Genomic DNA, 4,008 nt, shown 5'->3' with positions numbered 1-4,008 from the left:
TACAATGCAGCAGGACAAAAGGTTCAGAAAGTGGTTACCCAGGGTTCAGACATTACCACAACAGATTATTTGGGAGGGTATCAGTATAAAAAAGAAACGAGTACAGGTACAGTTGATTTACAGTTTTTCCCAACAGCAGAAGGGTATGTAGAGTATAATGCTGGTACTTATAAATATGTGTATCAATACAAAGATCATTTAGGGAATGTACGTTTGAGCTATGATAAAGCATTAGTTATTCAGGAAGAAAATAATTATTATCCGTTTGGGTTGAAACATATTGGATATGGATATAGTCAAGTTGTTAATTCAAATTATAAGTATCGCTTTAATGGGAAAGAGTTACAAGACGAACTAGGGCTTAACATGACAGCGATGGACTTTCGTCAATATGATAATGCTTTGGGTAGATTTAACTCGATAGACGCTTTGTCTGAAATGAATTACTCAACCTCACCATTTACTTTTGGTTATAATAATCCTGTTTATTGGTCAGACCCTAGTGGATTACTTTCTCAAGCTTTCATAGATTCAATTTGGAAAAATAGTTCAAATGGGTCAAAATGGGTCAACGATGGCGCAGGAAATTTTGATAAAATTGGAAGTAATGGATTTGTTAATAAGGAAGGTGAATATCATGAAGGTTCTGGAAAAGGAGAGGCATTACCAAATGTTACCATTATTAGCGGTATAGGAGACAAACGAAATGGGGATAGAATTAGAGGAAATGCATATCTGAATGGTCAATATTATCAACATTGGAGAGATGACCAGTCTACCAAAAGAATTGATGATTTTCAATCAGGTTTAGATGGTCTAGGAACCATAGACCCGACAGGAATAGTTGACGGGCTTAACTCTATAGGATATTTAATGAGAGGGCAAACTGGTAATGCAGCTATAGCTGCAATTGGAATAATACCTTATTTGGGTGATGCTGCTAAAGGAGCTAAATATTCTAAAGGAGCTATTACTGCTTCTGAATTATTGAGAATTGAAAATGCGGCTACAAGAATAGGGAAACCGATAACTGTTGTGGGTAGTAGAGCAAGTGGTACAGCAAAAGCATTTTCTGATTGGGATTACGTAATTGAAGGAGGTCTAAATAGTAAAAATTGGAGTAAAATTAAAAATTCCTTGCCTGGTTCAAAGTCTACGATTGATAATATGGCTAGGAATATAGATATTTTTACTGGCACAGTTAGAACTGAATTACCACACATAACAGTATTACCTCGTAAATAAATATCGATATGGAACTATCAAATGAAATTGAAGTAAATAAATTTGGACAAGGTTTAGTTGAAATTGATGATTTGTTCAATAATTTTAGTTTATTAAGTTTTGATAAAAAAAAGGATTTCTTGATTGATATTCTTTTTTTAATCATGCAGTCAAAACCCGAAGAGGAAGATATTGAAAATGTTATTGAGCAAAGTAAATTAAAAAGAACTTATACTCCTTGTGTTTTAATTAAAAAGGGTGTTGCAAATCATACTTTAAAAAAACTTACTGAATTACCCGAAAATGAACTAAGTAAATCCTTTATATTGCTTTTACATCTTTTCAAAATATCTTACAAAAGAAGATTTGAAATTGAAAAAAATGATATTAATAAATGGTGGTATTGGGATTTATCTGATGATGTAAAAGTGAAAACTATTTTAGCAAAAGGTAAAATTTATTAATTGACTAGTTCGGAAAACGGAGATTTTTTCAGATGTGTTGCTTGGTAACTATTGGTAATGTTTCAGAGTTAGTGGTATACGATTTTATATTTTTAGCACATTAAAAAAGAATAATTATTGAAAATAAATTTGGTAAAAGGATGAGTATTATTGCTCATCCTTTTTGTTTTAATATTGTCGTAGTGCATCAGATTGTTGTACCAAAACAGGCAGTTATTCGGTCAGCTGCTTTTAACACTATTCTTTTATAAAAACAGGTTCCATATAAGGAATTACTAGTAAATATAGGTTGTGCGAAAATCTAAGTTTGTTTCATGAGAAGTATTTTTGTTGGAGATATTTGAGAAAAGTTTTTCTATTTTAATACTTACAATTGTTACACTTCTTTTGCTGATTTATTGTTATTCGTAGTGATTTTTGCGCTGCAAAATGGGTTTTATAGTTACTGACAGATATACTTTTGCCTTGAAAAGTTTCTGCAGGGGTATTTCCTTGTAAAGAAAATTGTGGGCGAATTGTATTGTAAGTAGTAACGTCTTCTGCTAAAGCACCTACAAGTTGCTTTCTATTTTCTAAATTTCGTGGCAATAAAAATTGATGTTTGATTATTTTGTTAAAAGCTTCAATTTTTGAATTCGAAAATGGAATGTCCTTTTGAGCAATTAAATGTTTTATATTATCGTCCGTTGTAATCAAAAAGGCTTTGACGGTTGAATTTACATTTTCTATCCCGCCATCGGTAAGAAATTTTATGGGATCATTATTTTTGTATTTTAAATAGGCATTTTGCAGTAGCTGTTTTATTGCTTTCGGGCTGGAGCTGTCTTCAATACTATATCCTAAGATCATCTTTGAATAGTGATCCATCAAAAAATGAATGTAATGTTTTTTTCCATCGTTAGTTTTCAAAACAGTAACATCGGCACACCAAATTTCGTTTGTTTTATAGCTTTTGAGTCCTGTATATTTTATTTTAGTCTGTATGTATCTTAATTTGGCATACCCTAAAAGTTTTGAATACTTATAAAAAGTAGTTAAACAAACCGAAATATCTTTACGTTTTAGCCCTAAAAAATAAATTGAAGATTTAGACCAATATTTGTATTTCTCGTCTTGTAAATATTTTTTTATTAGAAAAATCTCTTTCTTTAATAATTGATTTGGATATTGTTTAGTACACCATAAAAAATAAGAGGCATCACACTTATTGAGAACAAGTGTTTTATAATTATGATAGGTAGCTATCGAAATATTGAAGATTTTTAATGCGCTTGCAACAGGAACTATATCTTTTATCATTTCGATAGTATTTACTAACTTTTCTTTTTGAAGTGCCACTTGATATTTAATACCTTTTATTGTACTGATAATCTTATGGTAAGTATCCGAAAGTATGAAATAAGCTTCCATCACTTTTTTGGCATACCTAGATTCACCTGTTCGTTTTAGGAGCTCCAGTTCTTCTTTTATAAAATTAGATACTTCACAACCAATATATTTATCATCAGTTTCCCGTTTCCAGCGATGCTTGTTTGTTTTTGAAATTTTGATTTTTAATTCTTCTGGTAAATTGTCATATAAACCATTTCTGATGTAGTGTTTGACATTGGTGTCCCAAGAAATGCGGAGCGAAGGATACTTCATAATGAAATTTCAGGATTAAATTTTTGGGCAATAGTCGTTGTATAATATTATTTTACGTTTTCGGCAAATCAATTTGTAATTTATACTATTTATTTGACAAAATGTTTATTTTTACAGTGCATATCTGTATTGCCCAAATCAAGTAAAATTACTTTTATTACAAATTTATATTAATGAAAAATAGTTTTTTTATCGTTTTTCTGTTAGTCATTTTATCGGCTTGTCAATCCACAAAAATCAAGAATAATGCTTATAAAGTATCCGATACGGCTCCAGAATTAGGAAGTATTGGTCAATCGAAGGTAGGCTATAAAGCAAACAATGAGTTTGACGTGAAAACGTTGCCTAAATTAGAAAACAGTATTCGGGTGGCTATTGAGATTGTTCCTTTTAACAGAAAAATGTATAAAATTTATTCTGCCAAAGCAAAGTACAATCAGAACCAACAGGAAGTGGCTTATGTGGATAGTTTGCCCAAGAAACCTGAGTTGGCCACCATTAAACTGTTAGACGTTGTGCAATTCGTAAATGAATTGAATGCCGACTACAACAAAGATGTTTTTCAATTTATAACCAATAGTCAAGCTTCAGAAGTAGTTACTAATTTGGTTTATTGCTTTTCGCCGGAAGAAATCGATAAAATAAAACAGGCAGACACCTTTTATTTAACGAATTA

The 4,008-nt window shown here is 31.1% G+C and carries 4 protein-coding genes; 3 read left to right on the top strand and 1 reads right to left on the bottom strand.

Annotation, left to right across the window (positions count from 1 at the left end):
• Together ABEB18_RS17405 and ABEB18_RS17400 are read left to right on the top strand one after the other, a co-directional pair.
• On the top strand, nt 1-1,245 hold a 1,245-nt coding region (locus ABEB18_RS17405; RefSeq protein WP_348800622.1), incomplete at its 5' end, for an RHS repeat-associated core domain-containing protein.
• 8 nt (nt 1,246-1,253) lie between these two features.
• Nucleotides 1,254-1,688 (top strand): DUF5958 family protein, encoded by a 435-nt coding sequence (locus tag ABEB18_RS17400; protein WP_348800621.1) that lies wholly within the window; start codon nt 1,254-1,256, stop codon nt 1,686-1,688.
• Between the two features lie 360 nt (nt 1,689-2,048).
• On the opposite strand, the gene ABEB18_RS17395 is transcribed toward ABEB18_RS17400, so the two are convergent.
• Nucleotides 2,049-3,332: a DDE-type integrase/transposase/recombinase gene (locus ABEB18_RS17395; RefSeq protein ID WP_348800620.1), complete on the bottom strand. Its 1,284-nt coding sequence runs from the start codon at nt 3,330-3,332 to the stop codon at nt 2,049-2,051.
• A gap of 173 nt (nt 3,333-3,505) precedes the next feature.
• On the opposite strand from ABEB18_RS17395, the gene ABEB18_RS17390 reads away from it, so the two are divergent.
• Nucleotides 3,506-4,008 (top strand): hypothetical protein (locus ABEB18_RS17390; protein ID WP_348800619.1); only part of this gene is annotated, 503 nt, incomplete at its 3' end.

The sequence above is a fragment of the Flavobacterium adhaerens genome, assembly GCF_040045115.1.
GTDB lineage: Bacteria > Bacteroidota > Bacteroidia > Flavobacteriales > Flavobacteriaceae > Flavobacterium > Flavobacterium adhaerens.
Note: the sequence above shows the minus strand (reverse complement) of the source record. Positions and strands in the feature narration are given on the sequence as shown.

Coding starts and splice junctions, on each gene's coding strand:
- ABEB18_RS17400 (WP_348800621.1), top strand. CDS start 1,254: ATGGAACTATCAAATGAAATTGAAGTAAATAAATTTGGACAAGGTTTA.
- ABEB18_RS17395 (WP_348800620.1), bottom strand. CDS start 3,332: ATGAAGTATCCTTCGCTCCGCATTTCTTGGGACACCAATGTCAAACAC.